Source organism: Rhizobium sp. BK212 (assembly GCF_014197475.1).
Taxonomy (GTDB): Bacteria; Pseudomonadota; Alphaproteobacteria; order Rhizobiales; family Rhizobiaceae; genus Rhizobium; species Rhizobium anhuiense.
In genome coordinates this window covers 88,830-108,201 of sequence record NZ_JACIFS010000012.1, presented here as the reverse complement: position 1 = coordinate 108,201, position 19,372 = coordinate 88,830, and the positions used below count along the sequence as shown (strand labels likewise).

The 19,372-nt window shown below is 62.5% G+C and carries 19 protein-coding genes; 10 read left to right on the top strand and 9 right to left on the bottom strand.

The window, feature by feature from the left end; genetic code table 11:
* Nucleotides 1-603: a superoxide dismutase gene (locus FHT79_RS28645; RefSeq protein ID WP_008528928.1), complete on the bottom strand. Its 603-nt coding sequence runs from the start codon at nt 601-603 to the stop codon at nt 1-3.
* Nucleotides 604-815: 212 nt separating this feature from the next.
* On the opposite strand from FHT79_RS28645, the gene FHT79_RS28640 reads away from it, so the two are divergent.
* The 3 genes from FHT79_RS28640 (at nt 816) to FHT79_RS28630 (ending at nt 2,814) form a co-directional block, all read left to right on the top strand.
* Nucleotides 816-1,142: a hypothetical protein gene (locus FHT79_RS28640; protein WP_025570130.1), complete on the top strand. Its 327-nt coding sequence runs from the start codon at nt 816-818 to the stop codon at nt 1,140-1,142.
* A 208-nt stretch (nt 1,143-1,350) separates the two neighbouring features.
* Entirely contained in the window at nt 1,351-2,004 is a 654-nt protein-coding gene (locus FHT79_RS28635) for a class I SAM-dependent methyltransferase (RefSeq protein ID WP_025570128.1), read from the top strand.
* Nucleotides 2,005-2,082: 78 nt separating this feature from the next.
* A complete protein-coding gene (locus tag FHT79_RS28630; protein WP_025570126.1) occupies nt 2,083-2,814 on the top strand; it encodes a sulfite exporter TauE/SafE family protein in 732 nt (243 codons plus the stop codon).
* Between the two features lie 6 nt (nt 2,815-2,820).
* Here FHT79_RS28630 and FHT79_RS28625 read toward each other — a convergent pair whose 3' ends face one another.
* Complete coding sequence (locus FHT79_RS28625) at nt 2,821-3,165, bottom strand: nuclear transport factor 2 family protein (RefSeq protein WP_025570125.1); 345 nt, start codon at nt 3,163-3,165, stop codon at nt 2,821-2,823.
* Between the two features lie 331 nt (nt 3,166-3,496).
* On the opposite strand from FHT79_RS28625, the gene FHT79_RS28620 reads away from it, so the two are divergent.
* Nucleotides 3,497-4,732 (top strand): multidrug efflux MFS transporter, encoded by a 1,236-nt coding sequence (locus FHT79_RS28620; RefSeq protein ID WP_097595800.1) that lies wholly within the window; start codon nt 3,497-3,499, stop codon nt 4,730-4,732.
* On the opposite strand, the gene FHT79_RS28615 is transcribed toward FHT79_RS28620, so the two are convergent.
* The gene (locus tag FHT79_RS28615) at nt 4,729-5,343 is read right to left on the bottom strand and encodes a TetR/AcrR family transcriptional regulator (RefSeq protein ID WP_097595741.1); all 615 of its coding nucleotides are present in this window, start codon (nt 5,341-5,343) and stop codon (nt 4,729-4,731) included. The genes FHT79_RS28620 and FHT79_RS28615 overlap by 4 nt on opposite strands.
* 116 nt (nt 5,344-5,459) lie before the next feature.
* Between FHT79_RS28615 and gstA the strand changes: the two genes are divergently transcribed.
* Nucleotides 5,460-6,143, top strand: a complete 684-nt coding sequence (gstA, locus tag FHT79_RS28610; protein ID WP_097542722.1) for a glutathione transferase GstA — start codon at nt 5,460-5,462, stop codon at nt 6,141-6,143.
* 35 nt (nt 6,144-6,178) lie between these two features.
* Here gstA and nadE read toward each other — a convergent pair whose 3' ends face one another.
* From nadE to FHT79_RS28590, 4 genes are all read right to left on the bottom strand, one after another.
* Nucleotides 6,179-7,012, bottom strand: a complete 834-nt coding sequence (nadE, locus tag FHT79_RS28605; RefSeq protein ID WP_047614250.1) for an ammonia-dependent NAD(+) synthetase — start codon at nt 7,010-7,012, stop codon at nt 6,179-6,181.
* 139 nt (nt 7,013-7,151) lie between these two features.
* The gene (locus FHT79_RS28600; protein ID WP_097595742.1) at nt 7,152-8,357 is read right to left on the bottom strand and encodes an adenylate/guanylate cyclase domain-containing protein; all 1,206 of its coding nucleotides are present in this window, start codon (nt 8,355-8,357) and stop codon (nt 7,152-7,154) included.
* A 31-nt stretch (nt 8,358-8,388) separates the two neighbouring features.
* Entirely contained in the window at nt 8,389-10,008 is a 1,620-nt protein-coding gene (locus tag FHT79_RS28595) for an MDR family MFS transporter (protein ID WP_097595743.1), read from the bottom strand.
* A 118-nt stretch (nt 10,009-10,126) separates the two neighbouring features.
* Nucleotides 10,127-11,398, bottom strand: coding sequence for an HlyD family secretion protein (locus tag FHT79_RS28590; RefSeq protein ID WP_025570678.1), 1,272 nt, complete (start codon nt 11,396-11,398; stop codon nt 10,127-10,129).
* 138 nt (nt 11,399-11,536) lie between these two features.
* On the opposite strand from FHT79_RS28590, the gene FHT79_RS28585 reads away from it, so the two are divergent.
* The gene (locus tag FHT79_RS28585; RefSeq protein WP_025570677.1) at nt 11,537-12,439 is read left to right on the top strand and encodes a LysR family transcriptional regulator; all 903 of its coding nucleotides are present in this window, start codon (nt 11,537-11,539) and stop codon (nt 12,437-12,439) included.
* Nucleotides 12,440-12,585: 146 nt separating this feature from the next.
* Here FHT79_RS28585 and FHT79_RS28580 read toward each other — a convergent pair whose 3' ends face one another.
* Nucleotides 12,586-13,473: a branched-chain amino acid aminotransferase gene (locus FHT79_RS28580; RefSeq protein ID WP_047614241.1), complete on the bottom strand. Its 888-nt coding sequence runs from the start codon at nt 13,471-13,473 to the stop codon at nt 12,586-12,588.
* A 249-nt stretch (nt 13,474-13,722) separates the two neighbouring features.
* Between FHT79_RS28580 and FHT79_RS28575 the strand changes: the two genes are divergently transcribed.
* Nucleotides 13,723-14,766 carry a zinc-dependent alcohol dehydrogenase family protein gene (locus FHT79_RS28575; RefSeq protein WP_025554528.1) on the top strand — a complete coding sequence of 348 codons (1,044 nt, stop codon included), beginning with the start codon at nt 13,723-13,725 and terminating at the stop codon, nt 14,764-14,766.
* Between the two features lie 67 nt (nt 14,767-14,833).
* Here the strand turns inward: FHT79_RS28575 and FHT79_RS28570 are convergent, their stop codons facing one another.
* A complete protein-coding gene (locus FHT79_RS28570) occupies nt 14,834-15,652 on the bottom strand; it encodes a sugar phosphate isomerase/epimerase family protein (RefSeq protein ID WP_025570660.1) in 819 nt (272 codons plus the stop codon).
* A 503-nt stretch (nt 15,653-16,155) separates the two neighbouring features.
* Here FHT79_RS28570 and FHT79_RS28565 point away from each other — a divergent pair.
* The 3 genes from FHT79_RS28565 (at nt 16,156) to tam (ending at nt 19,359) form a co-directional block, all read left to right on the top strand.
* Nucleotides 16,156-16,623, top strand: a complete 468-nt coding sequence (locus tag FHT79_RS28565) for a cupin domain-containing protein (RefSeq protein ID WP_025570661.1) — start codon at nt 16,156-16,158, stop codon at nt 16,621-16,623.
* Nucleotides 16,624-17,270: 647 nt separating this feature from the next.
* Nucleotides 17,271-18,545 carry a hemolysin family protein gene (locus FHT79_RS28560; protein WP_025554804.1) on the top strand — a complete coding sequence of 425 codons (1,275 nt, stop codon included), beginning with the start codon at nt 17,271-17,273 and terminating at the stop codon, nt 18,543-18,545.
* A 43-nt stretch (nt 18,546-18,588) separates the two neighbouring features.
* A complete protein-coding gene (tam, locus tag FHT79_RS28555) occupies nt 18,589-19,359 on the top strand; it encodes a trans-aconitate 2-methyltransferase (RefSeq protein ID WP_097595748.1) in 771 nt (256 codons plus the stop codon).
* The last annotated feature ends 13 nt before the right edge of the window (nt 19,360-19,372 follow it).

The window sequence follows — 19,372 nt, the reverse complement described above, 5'->3', positions numbered from 1 at the left end:
TTACTTCGTGGCTTCTTCGTAGCGTTCCAGGACGTAGTCCCAGTTGATCAGGCTATCGACGAAGGCTTCGAGATATTTCGGGCGGGCGTTGCGATAGTCGATGTAGTAGGAATGCTCCCAGACGTCGACGCCGAGGATCGGGGTGGCGCCGTGAACCAGCGGATTTTCGCCGTTCGGGGTCTTGGAGATCTCGAGCTTGCCGTTCTTGACGGAAACCCAGGCCCAGCCGGAGCCGAACTGGGTGGCGCCGGCATTGGCGAAATCGGCCTTGAACTTGTCGTAGCCGCCAAGATCGGAGGTGAAGGCCGCTTCGAGCTTGCCCGGCAGCTTGTTGCCGCCGCCGCCCTTCTTCATCCACTTCCAGAAATGGATGTGGTTGTAGTGCTGGGCCGCGTTGTTGAAGAGGCCGGCATTGGTGCCGAAAGACTTCTTGACGACGTCTTCGAGCGAGAGATCCGAAAGACCGGCTTCGGCGGCGAGCTTGTTGCCGTTGTCGACATAGGCCTTGTGGTGCTTGTCGTGGTGGAACTCCAGCGTTTCCTTCGACATGAAGGGAGCAAGCGCTTCGTAATCATAGGGAAGTTCAGGCAATTCGAAAGCCATGTCAGATCTCCTCTTGGCAATAGATTGCGTCATCGGCAGGTGTGGCGGAACATAGGAGGGGAAAGGGGGAGAGGCAACCGGCGAAATATCAAAAAACGACCGGCCGGAGGAAAATTTGCCTCAGTTACGGGGCTTTAGTCGCGCGGGCAAATCGCCCGGGTTGCGCGCCGCGAAAACCGCTTCGCCTGTGACGGAGATCAACGGAGACCGATATGAACAGGAATATAATCCAGCTTCTCGCTGCCGCGGTGCTACTTTCGCTCCCAGCTGCGGCGCATGCCTCCTCCGACGATGCCTGGAAGCAGCTTGCTGCCGACGTCGAAGTCAAATGCAAGAAGGCAGCGGTCACGATCGAAAAGCCCAGCGCCACTGTCGATCCCTTCGGCAGCTCGCATTACGGGCTCGCCCTGGTGACGGGCAAACCGAAGGGTGCCAAGGGGCTGATTGTCCAGATCTGCGTCTACGACAAGCAGAAGAAGACCGTCGAGATCGGCAGCGAGCTAGATGCCAAACAGCTCGGGCTGATGCCGGCAAAATAGTCTGCTGCGGGTGATCCACCATGGCAATTTGTGACCTGCGTCACATTCCTGGGGAACCGAAGGCTACCCTTGGGAGTTGAAAGGCTGGGCTTTCGAGCGGATCAGCTTTTTCATGGAAGCGCGCAACCGCTCCAAATCTTTTGTTTTAAGCAATTCCGAACGCAAAACCGCTGTGCACTTTTGCTGGACTTGCTGGGGAGGTGTCGGCATGTCAGAGCTTCGCAACCGGGCGGACGATCAGCAGAAAATCTATCAGCGCTGGGCGCCGGTCTATGACCGGGTCTATCGCGGCATCCTGCGCGATGGCCACCGCAAGCTGGCGGCGCTGGCCGCCGCGGCCGGCACCGATATTCTGGAGATCGGCGTCGGCACCGGCCTGACGCTCGGGCACTACCCGCGCCGCTGCCGGGTGACCGGCATCGACATTTCCGAACATATGATCGCGCGGGCGCGCGAAAAGGCGAAACGCGAAAATCTGCAGCATGTGCAGGCGCTCGATGTGATGGATGCGCATGCGCTGAGCTATGCCGACCGGTCTTTCGATGCGGTCTGCCTGCCCTTCGTCATCACGCTCATCCCCGAGCCCGAACGTGCGCTTGACGAATGCGCAAGGGTGCTGCGGCCGGGCGGCGAGATCATCCTTGCCAGCAAGCTTGGCGACGGCGCCGGCCTGCAGGGCGCGATCGAGACGGCGGTGGCGCCGCTGGTGCGTCATATCGGCTGGTCCTCCGCCTTCCGTATCCACCGCATCATCGCCTGGGCCGAGCGCCGCGGCGATTTTGACGCTGCTGAAATCCTGCCGGTCTTTCCGAACGGCTTCTTCAAGATCATCCGGCTGAAACCGCGCGAACCTATCGCCTGAGAGGATTGGCCGCCTGAGACCGGAACTTTTTTCCCCGCGTCGTTTGTTCTGATACTACCGTTCGCCTGGGGGGACCGCATGACATCGGATTTTTTCTTCTTCATCGTCGTGGGCTTCTGCGCGCAGGTCGTCGATGGCGCGCTCGGCATGGCCTTCGGCGTGCTGTCGACGACGAGCCTTCTCGCCTTCGGGGTACCGGTGGCCAATGCCAGCGCGATGACGCATGTGGCGGAAATGTTCACGACCGCCGCCTCGGGCCTCTCACATGCCTATCACCGCAATGTCGACTGGCGCCTGGTGGCGCGGCTCGCCCCGGCCGGCATGCTCGGCGGCGCGATGGGGGCCTATCTGCTTGCCAATGTCGACGGCAAGGCGATCGAGCCCTTCGTGTCGGCCTATCTGATCGTGATCGGGCTGGTGATTCTCTACAAAGCCTTCCGGCCGCCGCCGAAGCGGGATGTTCGCGACTGGATCGTGCCGCCGGTCGGGCTTTTCGGTGGCCTGCTCGATGCGATCGGCGGCGGCGGATGGGGGCCGATCGTCACCAGTTCGCTCGTCAGCCGCGGCCATGACCTGAAGCGGGTGATCGGCTCGACCAACTTCACCGAATTCGCAGTGACGCTGACGATTTCCCTGACCTTCGTCCTGACGCTCGGCTGGTCGGAGCTCGATTCGGCGATCGGCCTGATCATCGGCGGTGTCATCGCTGCCCCCTTCGGCGCGATCCTGGTCAAGAGGCTGCCGGTGCGACCGTTGATGGTGGCGGTCTCGATGATCATCATCGGCACGTCGGCGATGCGGATCCTGTAAAAGGGGTTACAGATTCCGGCCGAAATAGACATCCACGGAGGCGATCTTGTCGCCGCGGAAGCGAAAGCTCTCGATGTTGCGGAAGCTGCCGCCGTCCAATTTTTCGGCGCGGTAGCGGACGACCGCCTCGTCGCCGTCAATCGCCAGGAATTCGATGTGAAAGTCGCGGAAGACCGGCTCCTTCGGCCAGCAGCGCTCGAAATACGTCGCTCGGTCGATGTGGTCGTCGCGCGGACTGGAGAAGGTGAAATCCTCCGTCAAGATGGCGCCGACCATATCCTTGCGGTCGTCGAGATAGGCGGCGTAGAGATGACGGACGGTCTGCTCTCGGGATGTGCGCATGTCGCTCATGGCAATCTCCTCGGCTTAACTGATTGCATTATGCAATCGGTCACGTTCTAACACTTTTGCCGGAACGGGTCCAGCTTACGGCGATAATTTCCCAAAGACAGGCCACCGATGCGCAAACGCCGTCTTGAAGGACGGGCGACAAGGCGGTTATATCAGCGCGTGCCCGCCCTGGAACGACGAGCGCATGCTCCGCCAGGCCCGTGCGCTCGACCTCGAAAAGCTCGATCTCAGGACAGTTTTACCCGCGTCGATCTCCTCGCCGCGGCAAGGGGTACATCGTTTCATCGGGCGGGCGGAACTTCGCCGCGCGATCAATGCCGAGGCCGAAAGAATGACCGATACGCAATTGGAAGCTGCCAGCGCCAGGCCGGGCTCGATCTACTGGAAGCGCAACCTGGTGATCTCGCTGATCGGCTCCTTCACCACGATCGTGGCGATGACGCTGCTGCTTCCCTTTCTGCCGCTCTATGTCGAGGAACTCGGTGTCAGCGACCATGCGGCGATCGTGCAATGGTCGGGCATCGCCTATGGCGCCACCTTCTTTGCCGCCGCCCTCGTCGCGCCGCTCTGGGGGCGGCTCGGCGATATCTATGGCCGCAAGCTGATGCTGGTGCGCGCCAGTCTCGGCATGACGGTGGCGATCGCGCTGATGGGCATGGCCGGCAATGTCTGGCAGTTGGTGGCGCTGCGCCTCTTCGTCGGGCTTGCCGGCGGGTACTCCTCCGGCTCTATGGTGCTGGTGGCGACGCAGACGCCGAAGGACCGTTCGGCCTGGGCGCTCGGCGTGCTCTCCTCCGGCATCATGGCCGGCAATCTCGTCGGGCCGCTGCTCGGCGGGGCGCTCCCGCCGATCATCGGCATCCGCGGCACGTTTCTCGCCGCCGGCGGCATGATCTTCCTCGCCTTTCTCGCCACGGCCTTGCTGATCAAGGAGGAGAAATCGCCGGCCCGCAAGCAGGCCGCCAAGGCCAGCGGCGGCTGGAAATCCATTGCCGACAAGCGGCCTGTCGTCGCCATGCTGGCAACCGGCATGCTGTTGATGTTTGCCAATATGTCGATCGAGCCGATCATCACCGTCTATGTCGCGCAGCTGGTGGCCGTAGAAGCCCAGGTGACGATCGTATCGGGCGTCGTCATGTCGGCCGCCGCCCTCGGCAGCATTCTCTCGGCCTCGTGGCTCGGCAAGCTTGCAGACAGGATCGGCCATTGGCCGGTGATTTCAGGCGCCCTCGCCGTCGCCGGGCTGCTGTTGATCCCGCAGGCCTTCGTCACCAGCTCCTGGCAGTTGATCATCCTGCGTTTTCTGATGGGCGCAGCACTTGGCGGGCTTCTGCCCTGCATCGCCGCCGTCATCCGCCACAGCGTGCCGGACAGTGCGGCCGGCAGCATTCTCGGGCTTTCCATCTCCTCGCAATATGTCGGCCAGGTCGCCGGCCCCATCCTTGGCGGCTTCGTCGGCGGCCATATCGGCATGCGGGCGGTTTTCCTCGGCACCTCCGTGCTGCTTGTCGCCGGCGCTGCCTATGCCTGGGTAGCGCGGCCGCGGGATCGGCAGACATCCGGCTAAGGCGCGCTCCCGCAGATCATCTCGACGCCTGACCGGGCGATCGCTTCCAGCGTCTCGCGGCTGTCGCCGGCGCGGGCGCGGACGGCGAGCGAATGCATGACGGCGGAGGCGAGCCTTGCAAGCATCTGCGGATCGGCGCTTCGGGGAAGCTCACCCCTTTCCACGGCAAGGCGCATGCGCTTTTCGATCTCGTCGTCGAAATCGTTGAGGCTGCGGCCGAGCACTTCGCGGACCCGCTCATGCTGGACCGCTTCGGCCGATGCCGTGCCGATCAGCAGGCAGCCGCGGGCGGCGGTTTCACCGTGCAGATAGATCGCCAGCGCACCCGCATAGACGCGGGCGATATTGTCGCGAAGCGGCAGTGACGGGTCGAGCGCCTCAATCAGCACGTCCATGCCGTCCTGCCGATACCCCTCCAGCGTATCGAGATAGAGATCCTCCTTGTCACCGAAGGCGCCGTAGAGGCTCGGGCGGTTGAGGTTGGTCGCAGCGCTCAGATTGTCGAGCGAGGCGGCGGCAAAACCCCTGTCCCAGAACACATCCCGCGCCTTGCCAAGCGCCGCCTTGGGGTCGAAGCCCCTCGGGCGGCCGCGCTTCTTCTCGTCCTTCATATTTTGTACCGTTTCGCATTAAATTCTTGACGAAGTTTATTTTATGCGAAACAGTACAAATGTTCAACGCTATCGGCGGGCGGCATCACCTGCCTCCCCAAGGAGAGGAAACCGCAATGAAACTCTATATGCACGCCGCGGCCTGTTCGCTTTCGCCGCACATCATCTGCCGGGAGCTGGGGCTCGATATCGAACTCGTCCAGGTCGACCGGCAGACCCATCGGACGAGCAACGGCGAGGATTATCTAGCCATCAACGGCAACGGCTATGTGCCGGCGCTGATGCTCGACGATGGCAAGGTGTTGACCGAGGGGCCGGCGATCGTACAGTTCCTCGCCGACAGCGTGCCCGAAGGAGCAGCCCTGCTGCCTGAGGTCGGCAACATCCGCCGCAACGAGGTGCAATCCTATCTCAACTTCATCACTGCCGAGCTGCACAAGCCGATGGTGTTGCTCTTCAATCCGATTTATTCCAGCGTTCACGAGGAGATCCGCGCGCTGATATCGAAGCGACTCGCCTGGCTGAACGGCCGTCTTGCCGGACCCTATCTCACCGGCGATGCGTTTACGGTGGCGGATGCCTATCTCTTCGTCTGCCTGAACTGGTCGCCTTGGACCAACATCGATCTCAAGCAATGGCCGGCACTGCACGGCTTCATGGCCCGCGTGGCGGCTCGACCGAAGGTGCGCGAGGCGCTGCAGGCCGAAGATCTCGAGGCCTTCGATGCCGACGGCGTCTATTTTGCGCCACACGCCTATCTCGCCTCATCAGGACGGACCGGCTCGCCGGTCAGGCCGTAAACACGAGGTCGGCCACACCGCGACACCGAGGGGTATCAGACGGCGTTGACGGCGACCGGCAGGGCACGCTTGTGGCCGGTGGCACGATAGGCGGCGAGGATGCGGCGGCGGGCGATCTCGCCGACCGGCCTGCCTTCGAGGAAATCGTCGATCTCGTCATAGCTGACGCCATAGGCTTCTTCATCGGGGCGCAATGGGCGCTCGCTCTCGAGATCGGCCGTCGGCACCTTGAACACCAGCTCGTCCGGGGCGCCGAGGCGCTTTGCCAGCAGACGGACGCGGCGTTTGTTGAGGCCGGCGAGCGGCAGGATATCGGCGGCGCCATCGCCGAACTTGGTGAAGAAGCCCATGACCGCCTCGGCCGCGTGATCGGTGCCGATGACGAGGCCACCAAGGGCGCCGGCCAGGGCGAACTGGGCGATCATCCGCTGACGGGCCTTGATGTTGCCGAGGATGAAATCCTGCCGGCCGGCATCGGCGAAGGCGAGGCCGCCATTTAGCGCGGCGGCAAGCATCGCATCGGCCGGCTCCTTGATGTTGACCACCATCGAGCGGTCGGCGCCGATCGTTTCCAGCGCCCTCACCGCATCGGCCTCATCTGCCTGGACGCCGTAGGGCAGGCGCACGGCGATGAATTCGGCGGTGTGGCCGCTGTCCCGCAGCTCGCGCACCGCCTTCTGAGCCAGCAGCGCCGCCGTCAGCGAATCGACGCCGCCGCTGATGCCGAGGACGTAGCCGCGCATGCCCGAGGCGACGAGATAATCCTTGAGGAACGCGGTCCGCCGTTCGATCTCGTGCTCAGGGTCGATGTCGGCGGCAACACCCAGTTCGCGGATGATCTCGCCTTGTTCGTCGAACAGCACCGTCATAAGCCTCTCCTCCCACTTACGGAATTTCGGCGCCACTATGGCGAAAAGATGGGGGAAGACGAAACCGTTTCGGGCAGAGCTGCCATGCATTTTATGCAAGTGGGCGTTGGGGCGCAGTATCTCCGGGCTGGGTTCGCACCTACCGCACGATCGTGAACAGCTCCACCGGATCCGCAAAACCCTTCAGCCTGTGCGCCCCGGCGGACACCACATCCCCTGCCCCGGCCTCCTGACGGAACGGTGCCGACATCAGCAAGGCCTCTCCCAACTCGCTGCAGGCGGTCTGGATGCGGCTGACAAGATTGACGTCGCCGCCGATCAGGGTGAAGTCAAGGCGACGGCCGGAGCCGACATTGCCGTAGCTGACCTCGCCGTAATGCAGGGCAATGCCGGCCTTCACGCCGATGCCCTCATATTGAAAATGGTCGATCTCCTCGAGGATGGCGCGGGCCGATGCCAGGGCGGCGCCGCAGGAATGGGCGGCATCGTAACCCGGGAAGAAGGCAAGCACGCCATCGCCCATGAACTTCAGCACCTCGCCGCCTTCTCGGGTGATGGCCGGCACGATCCTGTCGAAATAGGCATTGAGCAGGCCGAGCACGGTGCTGCCGGGCAGACGGTTCGACAGTTCGGTAAAGCCTCTGAGATCGCAGAGCAGCAGTGCCGCCTCCATCGATTCGATCTCGTCGCGGCGGATGCGGCCGGCCAGGATGCGGCTTGCCGTCAGCGGGCCGATATAGGTATCGAGCAGGCTGAGTTCGACCTGGCGCAGAATGCGCAGCTCGCTGGTGTTGCGCAGCGCCGGCAGGATGCGCTCGATCACCTGACGCTCCGGGGCGGTGAAGCCGCCAGGCCGCCTGGTGCCGAAGACGGCGGCGCTGACCGGGCCGTCGACGTTGCAGAGCGGCGCGATGACGAGTTGCATCAGGCCGCGATCGGCGAAGACATCGATATGCTGCCAGCGGCCATGCACGCTTTCGCCGGTATCGACGACCAGCGGCTCCCGGGTCTCCATGACCTTGCGCAGCGGCGTATTGGCGATGGCGACGCGGGCGCCGTGTTCCCGGTCGTGGATCTCGACCGGCTCGCCCGGCGCCCAGGCGATGGTGCGGCCGATGAACTCGGGATGCAGCGTCATCAGATGCAGGGTCAACCGGTCGATAGGCAGGCCGAGCGCCTGGAGCCTGCGGCCGAGGCCGGAGACGAGGCCCGCTTCGTCGAGCGCGTGGCATTCATCGCCGGAAAGCCATTCGATGATCGACAGAAGTGCGGCGGCGCTGACGGCATGGCCGGCGGTCTTCGTTTGGAGCCTGTCGGTATCGGGAGCGTAGATCGCTGATGTCATGGCTTTCTCCTCCTTAAGGGAAGGCGGAGCGCTAGTGAGCGCCGCCGCCGGAGAGTTGACCGGGTTTTCTGAGAAGCAGGCTTGCCAGCAGGGCGACGACGAGCGCGACGCCGAGCAGGAAGAAGGTGTCGCTGAAGGCCATGATATTGGCCTGCTTGCGTATCTTGAGTGCGATGGCGACGACGGCCTTGTGCCCGGCGAGCGCCTGATCGCTGACCCCATGGCTCATGAAGTAGCCGGTCAGCCCCGCGATGCGATCGCGGGTGGCCTCCTCGAAGACCGAGACCGAATTGGTCAGAATGTTCGAGTGGAACTGTTCGCGCTTCGACAGGAAGGTCTGCAGCGAGGCGATGCCGACGGCACCGCCGAGATTGCGCATCATGTTGAAGAGTGCCGAAGCCGAACCGGCATTCTCCTGCTCGATGCCTGCTGTGGCGATTGCCGAAAGCGGCGTGAAGACCAGCGCCTGGCCGATGGCGCGGACGATGTTCGGCCAGAAGAGCTGGTCGCTCGCATAATCGCCGGTCATGTGCACGTTCATGAAGTTCGAGGCGGCGAAGAGAGCAAAGCCGACGACGATCAGCAGGCGCACGTCGAAACGTTTCATCAAGCGCGGCACCAGCGGGATCAGCAGCAGCTGCGGGATGCCCGTCCAGGCGAGAACCATGCCGATCTGCTCGGAATTATAGCCCTGGATGCGGGTCAGATAGATCGGCAGCACGAAGACCGAGCCGTAAAGCGCAATGCCGAGCAGGAAATTGGCGACGATGCCGAAACCGAAATTGCGGCGGACCAGCAGGCGGAGGTTCAGCAGCGGAGTGGCGGTCTTCAGCTCGATGATCAGGAACAGCGTCAGCGAGACCGCGGCGATAACCGACAGGCGGACTATGAAATCGGAGCCGAACCAGTCTTCCTTGTTGCCCTCTTCCAGCACGGTCTGCAGGGCTGCGAGGCCGATCGCCATGGTGACGATACCAGGCCAGTCACCCTTGGCGAGCAGCTTCAGGTTCATCGGCGCGCGGTCGAGCGAGGCCCAGAGCAGGCCGACCATCAGCGCGCCGGGCACCAGGTTGACGTAGAAGATATGTTCCCAGCCCCAGTTCTCGGTGAGGTAACCGCCGATCGTCGGGCCGATCGCCGGCGCGAAGGTGGCCGACAGGGCAAAGAGCGCAAGACCGATCGGCTGCTTGGCCTTGGGCAGCAGCGTGATGATGATGGTGAAGGCCATCGGGATCAGCACGCCGCCGGAAAAGCCCTGTATGGCGCGCAGGATAATCATCTGCTGCAAATTGGCCGCGAAGGCGCAGGCGACGGAGAAAACGAGGAAGAGGATGGCGTTGGTGAGCAGATAGTTGCGGACCGAGAAGACGCGCGCCAGCCAGGCGCTCAAGGGGATGACGACGATCTCGGCGATCAGATAGGACGTCGAGATCCAGCCGCCGTCATCGGTGCCGGCGCCGATCGCGCCCTGGATATCGGCGAGCGAGGCATTGACGATCTGGATGTTGAGGACGGCCATGAAGGCGCCGAGTGTCGAGCCGACAACGGCTGCCCACATGCGCAGCGGGCTCATGGCGGCAGGCGCCACGGGTGCTGCGGCGGCGGGGCGCGCAAGCGCATTGCCGTTTGCGGCGATCTGAAGAGTGGCCATGGCTTATCTCCTTCCAGCTCTCGCGGGAAACTTTCTCATGACGGGGTTCGAGTGATCGTTCGGGGAATGATCGGGATCATTCAGGAACGATGGGATCATTCGGCAGAGAAGAGAAGGATCAACCTTCGTGGCTGGACAATCCTTCTTCGGCTGCCCTTGAGACCTGGCCAGCCCTGGCTTGGGCAGGCTTGGTTTCGGCAGCTTGGGTCTGGGCAGCCTTGGTATCGATTTCGGGCTCGACCGACATGCCCGAACGCAACAGGCCGCTCAGAGGCTCATCGTCGATGACGATCTTGACCGGGATGCGCTGGACGATCTTGGTGAAGTTGCCGGTAGCATTATCCGGCGGCAGCAGCGAGAATTCCAGGCCGCTTGCCGGCGAAACGCTGTCGACATGCCCCTTGATCGAGATGTCGGGAAAGCTGTCGACCTTGATCTCGACCGGCTGGCCGGGGCTGATATAGGTCAGCTGCGTTTCCTTGAAATTGGCGACGACATAGACCGCATGCAGCGGCACGACCGCCATCAGTTGCGTGCCCGAATTGACATATTGGCCGACGCGGATCGAGCGGGCGCCAACCGTGCCGTCGACGGCGGCGACGATGTCCGTATAGGAGAGGTTGAGCTCCGCCTGCTGGGCGGCGGCGGCGGCGCGGTCGCGCTGGGCAACCGACTGTTCGCGCTGGGTTTGCAGCACCGGCACCTTGTTTTGAGCTGCAACGAGGGCTGCCCGGTCGCGCTCGACGGCGGCAGCGGCCTGTTCCCTGGCCGACTGGGTCTGCTCGGCACGGGACTGAGTGCCGGCGCCGTTGGTGATGAGGCGGGCCGAGCGGGCGGCGTCCGACACGGCAAAATCCAGCGAGGCCTGCGAGGCGTCGATCGTTGCCCTCGCCTGCTCGATCACCGACTGCTGCAAGGCGATCTGGGCATCGATATTGGTGATGGCGGCTTCGGCCGCCTTCACATCGGCTCTCGCCTGCGACAGGGCAGCCTGGAAGTCGCGGTCGTCGATGCGGGCGAGAACCTGACCGGCTTTGACCTGGTCATTGTCGCTGACCAGCACTTCCCTGATATAGCCGGCGACCTTAGGGGCGACAGTGGTGTAATCGGCCTTCACATAGGCATCGTCGGTGGATTCGATGAAGCGGCCGACCGTCCAGTACCGGTAGCCGAAATCGCCGGCGAAAGCGACGCCGGCAAGCAGCGCGGCGGCAAGCACGGCGCGCTTGACGATCCCTCGGCCAGTCTTTCCGGAAGCAGCCGCGACCGGTGCTTCGGCGGCCGGCATGGGCGGCGCCTCGGCAGTGGGCGTCCTGGCAGCTTCCTCGGCCAGGATCTGCTCGGCCTGCCTGGAAGTTTCGAAAACTTGCCTCTGGGGTAACTCGACCATCGTCATTCTCCTTCACCGTTGGCCTCCTCTGTGAGAGGCCATGTTCGATGCTAGGGAAAATGCACCCTGACATTTATTTTGATAATCTGCTTAAATCGGGAAGGATCATCAACTCTCAGCGGATAATCCGAGGGCAATATGGATCGGCTGACAAGCCTCACAGTCTTTGGCCGGGTGGTGGAATGCGGCGGTTTTTCCGCCGCGGCGCGCCGGCTCAACATGTCGGTCACCATGGTCGGCAATCACGTGCAATCGCTGGAGGATCGGCTCGGCGTGCGACTGCTCAACCGCACGACACGCAAGGTCAGCCTGACCGAAACCGGCAAATATTACTACGAACGCTCGTCGCAGATCCTGGCCGAACTTGAGGAGGCGGACCGGACGGCCGGCGCGCTGAGCTCGACGCCGCGCGGCACGCTGAGGGTCTATACCAGCAGCGCCATCGTGCGTTTCCTGCTGCCCGTCGTCAGCGAATATATGGAGCTCTATCCGTCGATCTCACTCGATTTCAGCGTCGGCGAGCGGATGGTCGACATGATCGAGGACGGCTACGACCTGGTGATGCGCACCGTACCGCCGCCGGATTCCTCGCTCGTTGCCCGCAAGCTGACGCCCTGGCGCCATATGCTCGTCTGCTCGCCGGCCTATTTCGAGACTCATCCGATGCCGAAGAAGCCGGCCGAAGTCGCCGAGCACAATTGCCTGCAATATGCCTATTATCCCTATGGCGACGAATGGCGCTTCGAGGATGGCGCGGGCAACCCGGAGAGCGTCAAGATCGGCGGCAACGTCGTCTCCAACAGCGCCGAGATGCTGCGCTTCCTAACGCTGAGCGGGCGGGGCATCTTCCTGGCGCCGAGCTTCGTGGTGTTCGACGACATCGCCGAAGGGCGGCTGGTGAAGATCATGCCGGATTACCGGCCGATAGAGTTCAACATCAACGCGGTCTACCCCAACCGCAGCCACCTGCCGACGAAGGTGCGGCTGTTCATCGATCTCTTGGTGGAGAGATTTGCCGAGCATCGGAAGTGGATGACGTGAGGGGCCCGCCCGGGGGTAGGCCTGCTCTTTTTTTTGCGAGCGGGCTCGGGTGTGGGTGGCACCCCCTGCCCTGCGCTTGCGCTCCGGGCGTTCGCTGCTGCAATCGATTCACTGGATCGATTGCTTCGGCTGCGCCGAACCGCTGCTCACTCCTCGCTTTCGCTGCGGCCGTAGGCCCAGTCCATATAAAGCTCCAGCGCCTTGCGGGTGAACGGGCCTTCCTGAAAATTGCGGTCGTCGAGGCGGGTGACGCCGACGACTTTGGAGTAGTTGCCGGTGGTGAAGATCTCGTCGGCTGCGAGGAAATCCTCGACGGAGAGCGCTGCTTCCACGACGTCGAAACCGGCCTGGCGCAGCAGGCCGATGACCCGCGCGCGGGTGATGCCGGCGAGGAAGGTGCGGTTGGCGGCCGGCGTCATCACCACGCCGTCGCGCACCATGAAGACGTTCGATGAGGCGGTTTCGACGACGTTGCCGTTCAGGTCGCGCACCAGCGCATTGTCGAAACCGCGGCTGCGCGCCTCGGCGATCATGCGGCCGCTGTTCGGATAGAGCGAGCCGGTCTTCGCCTCGGTCATCGCCGTTTCCGGCGACGGGCGGCGATAGGGCGAGACGGTGAGGCTGGTGCCGCCATGGCCGCCCATCGGCGCCTCGAACAGGCAGAGCGCGAAGCGGGTCGATTCCGCGTCGACGGAAACGACGCTGCCGGGCGAACCATGTTCGCCCCAATACATCGGCTTGATGTAAATCGCCGTGGCGCCATCGAATTTCGCAACGCCTTCCCAGGCGAGTGCGGCGATCTCCTCGGCCGACTTCACCGGCTTCAGGCCCATGGCCAGCGCCGAGCGGTTGATGCGCTGGCAGTGCAGGTCGAGATCCGGCGCGATACCATCGAACCAGCGGGCGCCGTCGAAGACCGTGGAACCCAGCCACATGGCATGCGAGGTCGGCCCGATCAGCGGCGGATTGCCGGGGAGCCATTCTCCATCGACATGGGTCCAGGTGGTTGAACGGGGTGATGTATCGACGGCCATGCTGCCCTCCCTATAAAGCCGGCAAAGCAAAAACCTCCGCGGCAAGCCGGGTCAAGGACAAATCCCGCTCGGAAACACGGAAGCAAGAAAATGCCGAAGGATGCGATCATGCCGCAATATTCGTGCGCAGCAACAGCGGCTTCATCGATGGGTGCATCAGCAAAAATGATGGAATGGAATGTTGGAATGGCTGGCTGCAGCATGCGATGATGGGGTGCAACAGCGGATACGCAGCAAGGGAAGACGCCGATGAAAGCCATGTTTTACGAAGCCTTCGAACAGGCGCCCGAAATCCGCACCCTGCCCGACCCGACGCCGACCGAGGACGGCGTTGTTATTGCGGTCGGCGCAAGCGGGCTCTGCCGCAGCGACTGGCACGGCTGGATGGGACACGATCCCGATATCCGCCTGCCGCATGTGCCGGGACACGAGCTTGCCGGGCGCATCGTCGCCACCGGCCGCGGCGTGATGCGTTTCAAGGTCGGCGACCGGGTGACAGTGCCTTTCGTTTCCGGCTGCGGCCATTGCAGCGAATGCCATTCCGGCAACCAGCAGGTCTGCCCGAACCAGTTCCAGCCGGGCTTCACCCATTGGGGCTCCTTCGCCGAATATGTGGCGATCGATTATGCCGACACCAATCTGGTGCACCTGCCCGATACGATCGACGATGCGACGGCCGCAAGCCTCGGCTGCCGCTTCGCCACCTCGTTTCGCGCCGTCGCCGACCAGGCCCGCACCGGGCCCGGCGAATGGATCGCCGTGCATGGCTGCGGCGGCGTCGGCCTGTCGGCGATCATGATCGCCACCGCCCTCGGGGCGAATGCGATCGGCATCGACATATCCGAGGAGAAGCTCGCCTTTGCGCGGGATTGCGGGGCAGTGGCGACGGTCAATGCAGCAGGCGTCGCCGACGTGGCGGAGGCGGTGCGCGAAATCACCAAGGGCGGCGCGCATGTCTCGATCGACGCGCTCGGCCATCCTGTCACCTGCTTCAACTCGATCAAGAACCTGCGCCGGCGCGGACGGCATGTGCAGGTGGGGCTGATGCTCGGTGAACAGGCAACACCGCAGATTCCAATGGCGCAGGTCATCGGCCACGAGCTGGAAATCTACGGTAGCCACGGCATGCAGGCCTGGCGTTACGACGCCATGCTGTCGATGCTTTCGGCCGGCAAGATCGCGCCGCAGAAGCTGATCGGACGGCGGGTCAGCCTCGAAGAGGCCGTGCCGGCGCTGATGGCGCTCGACAAGGCGGAGGCCACCGGAATCAGCGTGATTACGCGGTTTTCATGAGGGAATTCCACCCTCCCTGCCCGTGACGAGCACCGGACTCAGGGAGGGCGGGACGAGCAACAAGACCCTATTGAGCTACGCCGATCGAGGCGAGAAAAGCTGATGAAGCCGGGATCTTCGACTTATCCTTGATCTCGATGATGAGGCGCGGATTGCTGTCGAGCTTGGCAAGTGCCCTAAAGACGGTGTGCCAGTGGATCGAGCCTTCGCCGAGGCTCCAGTGGCGATCGGCGTATCCGTCGGCATCCTGCAGGTGGACATGCTGCAGGCGATTGCCGGCGGCCTTGACGTAGTAATCGACCGGCGGAGCACCGGTATAGCCATGGGCATAATGGGCGTGCCCGGTATCGATCGAGACGGCGACCGCGGGCGAATGGAAGCTTTCGGCCAGCGCCACGCGAATATGCGGATCCTTATCCTCGATGTTCTCGATGACCATGGTGCAGCCGATATCCTCGGCGCGCCGAACGGCGTCGCGCAGGGTCATGTGCGTGCGCTCGACCAAGGCTTCGCGGGCGCCGGCATTGTCGTCGAGATTGTTGTAAGACCAGGAGGTGTAGGGGCTGTGGATGACCATATGGGTGGCGCCGATGGCAGCGCAGACATCGAGACCCTGCAGCAGGCGCCTTGTGACGATGGCGCGGATATCGGGATCTTCCGAGGCGATGGTGAAGCCCCAGAACGGGCCGTGAATGCCGAGGCGGCCGCTGTGGCCGTCGAGAAGCCGCCTGGTGCGGGCGGCAAGCGGCGCCCAGTCGCCGTTGAGAACCTCGGCATCGATGAAGCTCTGCAATTCGAGATCGCGGGATTTTTCGAAAAGCCAGTCGCGGTGAAGCTCGACTTCATCGAGCGTCATGGCGGCGCCGACGACGGGAAGAGAAGACATGGATGCGCTCCATCAATTGGAATGATCAATGTGAAAATGGAAGAACGGTCAAGAACGGCCGCCGCGTTCTATGCGCCCCTTCTGTGTCGGCGGTATTACAGACAGGCAGACTCGAAACCCTCCGGCTTCAGTCATTTCCGCACAGCTGGTGCGGCATTTTCGGGCCTTGCGGAAACGACCCGCCGTACCGATATCAGCGCCGACTACTCGTGATGGCTAGAGCGGTTCAGCTTTTAACGGAAGCGCAGAACCGCTCTATCCTTTTGTTTTTGCGCAATTCCGGACGGAAAACCGGTTCGCACTTTTCCTGGAATTGCTCCAGGCGCACGAGCTGCACTGAACTCTCGGCAACGGAGCCGTACGTTCATCGCTTCGGCGACCGAAGCGCCGCGTTGAAGGCGCTTGGCAATGTTGCCCCCGACAACAGTGCGGTTGTCAAAAGCGGCGTAGAGGTTTAACGGCTGCGCCCGCAAGAAAAAGCCCTGTAAGAAAAAGAAAGAGACATGATGTCCAACTCATTTGTGAAAATGCATGGCAGTGACGAGGCGAAGCGGTTTTTCGTTCTCGGCGACCGGGTCGAGCGGCGGCTAAGAATCAGCGGAACCTGGCTGAATATCTTCGACGTCACCGTGCCATCAGGCAGCCGGACGCCGAAACATGCGCATGCGAGCCCTGAAGTGTTCCGCATCCGCGAGGGACGTCTGACGATCTGGCGTATGAGCGACAGCGGCCCGGAAGAGATCGAGGCCAGTGCCGGCGACATCGTCACCATCCCGCCCTTCATGGTGCATGGCTATGCCAACCGCGGAACCGTCCCGGTGGTGTTTTCCGCGATCGTCGATCGCGAGATGGCCGAGTTCATCGAAGCGGAAGGCGCGACCGAACCCCCGAAGGCCAGCCCTTCGACTGAGACCATCGCCCGCATGACGGCCGCCGCCAATGCTTACGGGATCACCATCCTCGCGGCCTGATGGGACAAGAGCGTGATGCCGTAAATTTCGAGCGATTTTCGGCGTCACGCAGAATTGCGAAAAATTCCGCTACAATCTTCAAACATAACGCGGCGCTGCCGCTATTTTCAAAACTGTCACATCAAGACGCTATAAGGATTTTCACCCGGCGCCTCTTGCGCCGGAAGCGTTTCACCGCCAAAATTGCGCCATGCCTGACAGCGACCCATCCAGTACAAGCTCCGCCCGTTCCAACCGGGATCTCCCGGCCGAGGACGCTGGCGACCACTGTAGATGGCGCGATGACCTCCTCCTTGCCCTGGGCACCTCAGGCTCCCGCAGCGAGCAGCCGCTTTCCACGTCATCGAGCATGACGGGCGGCCGCATGCCGGCCCGCTTTTCCCGACGACCTATGACTTCCACTTCACAAGGAGCGGTCCCTCATGACGACGACCGCTTATGGTCGCTGATGTCTTTCGACTGGATTCGGCCCTTTCCCCATGGGTCGGGGTTGCCACTCACCGAATTCTGAAAACGGATGGAACCTACACCGATGTAACACGATGATGGAAAGACGACAGGTGATGCGTCTATAGTAGCGTCCCTTCGAATACCTCGCCGCTTCGCCTGATGAATGCGGTATGACAACCTCAACGAATAGGGTCCCTGTGTTTCTGGAAATTGGAATTGTGGCATTTCTCACCATCCTGAATGGTGTGCTCGCCATGTCGGAGCTGGCCGTTGTGTCTTCGCGAACGGCCCGCCTAAAGGTTCTCTCCGACAATGGGAGCAAGGGTGCCGCTCAAGCGATCAAACTCGCTGAAAACCCCGGACGTTTTCTCTCCACGGTGCAGATCGGCATCACGCTGGTCGGTGTTCTCTCGGGCGCTTTCTCAGGGGCCACGCTCGGGGGCCGGCTGAGCGGATGGCTGGAAGCACAAGGGTTGTCCTCGACGGCCGCTGATGCCATCGGCGTCGGTTCGGTCGTCGTGGCAATCACATATCTTTCCTTGATCATCGGCGAACTTGTTCCAAAGCAGATCGCATTGCGAGAACCCGAGGCGGTTGCGGCCAAGGTCGCACCCGCCATGGCGGTGCTTTCAAAAATTGCGTTGCCCCTCGTGTGGCTTCTGAACGCCTCCGGAAACCTGGTGCTGAAGCTCCTGGGCCAGTCGGGAAAAGGCGGCGACAATGTCTCCGACGCAGAGATCAAAACCGTACTGGCCGAGGCGCAGTCGGCTGGCGTGATTGAAAGCGAAGAGTCTGCGATGATATCAGGCGTCATGCGGCTGGCGGACCGCACCGCCCGAGCGCTTATGACGCCCCGGCGAGACGTCGAAATCATTGATATTGACGACAGCCTCGAGGAAATTCGGACCCAGCTGCACAGGACGAAACGGTCGCGGTTGCCCGTTCGAAAAGGCAGTTCGGACGAGGTGATTGGCATTCTTCCGGTCAAGGACTTCTACGACTCGATGTCCGAACACGGCAGCGCCGATATCAAGGCTCTGACACACGATGTCCCGGTGGTTTCAGACCTTTCAACGGCCATCAACGTTATTGAGGCAATCCGGAAATCGCCCGTTCACATGGTGCTGGTTTTCGACGAATACGGCCATTTCGAGGGAGTTGTTTCGTCAGGCGACATTCTGGAAGCGATCATGGGGGCTCTCCAGGAGGGACCTGTCGATGAACAGGCCATCGCTCGTCGAGACGACGGTTCCTATCTCGTGTCGGGCTGGACGCCGATTGACGAGTTCGCTGAATTCCTAAACCTCAAGCTCGATGACGATCTGGAATATCAGACTGTGGCCGGTCTGGTGCTGGAAGAGCTGAAACATCTGCCGGAACTGGGCGAGAGCTTCACGAGAGATGGATGGCGCTTCGAAGTCGTCGATCTCGACGGAAGGCGCGTGGACAAGATACTTGTGTCGGCTGAATGAAGGTCGGCAGGCGCCTTACACAGATACAGCAGGAGTGAACGCCATGGCATGGTCCGCCCATCAATATGTGAAATTCGAGGACGAGCGCACGCGACCGGCGCGTGACCTTCTGGCGCAGGTGCCGCTGCAAAGCCTTCGCCACGCCGTCGATCTCGGCTGCGGACCCGGCAATTCCACCGAACTGATCATCGAGCGTTACGGAGCGTCCGGCGTCTCCGGCCTCGACAGCGACATGAACATGCTGGAGGCGGCCCGCAAGCGGCTTCCAGGCACTGATTTCGTCGAGGCCGATCTCGGCAGCTGGCAACCCACGGAACCGGCCGACCTGCTGTTTGCCAATGCCGTCTTCCAATGGCTACCCGATCATCTCGACATTTTCGACCGGCTGATGGACGGGCTTTCCGCAGGCGGCGTGCTCGCCGTGCAGATGCCCGACAATCTCGGCGAACCCTCGCATCTGGCGATGGAGGAAACGGCGCATGCCGGCCCATGGAAGGCCGCCTTCGAGGCGAAGAGCGTGCGCCGCAAGGCGCTGCCGCCGCCCTCCGCCTATTACGACCGGCTGATCGCCAAAGCCTCGCGCGTCGATATCTGGCACACCATCTACAATCACCCGATGGCCGATGCGGCCGCGATCGTCGAATGGGTGAAGGGGACCGGGTTGATGCCCTATCTCGCCCATGCCGGCGAGCAGCATCGCGAGGCCTTCCTGGCCGATTACCTCAAGCGGGTGGAACAGGCCTATCCCAAGCTTTCGGATGGGCGGGTGCTGCTCAGGTTTCCGAGGATTTTCATGGTGGCGGTCAAAGCGTAACCGACCTCGGACG